A 547-nucleotide genomic window follows, 5' to 3' on the forward strand; every position below is an offset into this window, starting at 1 on the left:
AACTGGTCGAATTCAATTGTTAGAGAAACCGATGACAAAAGTTACAGAAGAGCAGGCAAAAGAAATTGCAGTGCAGCAAGTGCCAGGGAATATAAAGGGAATTAGGCTTGAGCAAAAAAACGAAAAAAATATATATGTAATAGAAATAGAGAAAAGTGCAAATGAGAATGTAATAGTAGAAATAGAAGAAAATACAGGCGCTTTTATTGGTACTTCACAAATACAAAAAGTTATAACAGAAGAGCAGGCGAAAGAAGTGGCGCTACAAAAAGTACAAAGTGGATTTATCGAGAAGGTAAGTGTAGTCAATAGAAATGGTACGGCTACCTACCAAATTATTATAAATAAACAAACAGAAACGGTTGATGTAAGAGTACATACAATAACAGGAGAAATTATATCAACTACATCGGTAAATAACGCTATTCAGCAAAAGGAGCCATCACAGCAACAAGATGACGATGATCAAGAAGAGGGCAATGATGATCAAGATGATGATGACGAAGGATAATCACAACAATAAACGGATTCTCATCAAATTTTAATG

1 protein-coding gene is annotated in these 547 nt (G+C 34.6%); it reads left to right on the plus strand.

All coding sequences use genetic code 11. The annotated features are described in order from the left end of the window. A partial coding sequence (locus tag KI369_RS29040; RefSeq protein WP_212959060.1) for a PepSY domain-containing protein occupies positions 1 to 511 on the plus strand: 511 nt, incomplete at its 5' end. Between the last annotated feature and the right edge of the window lie 36 nt (positions 512 to 547).

It is taken from the genome of Bacillus sanguinis (assembly GCF_018332475.1).
Taxonomy (GTDB): Bacteria; Bacillota; Bacilli; order Bacillales; family Bacillaceae_G; genus Bacillus_A; species Bacillus_A sanguinis.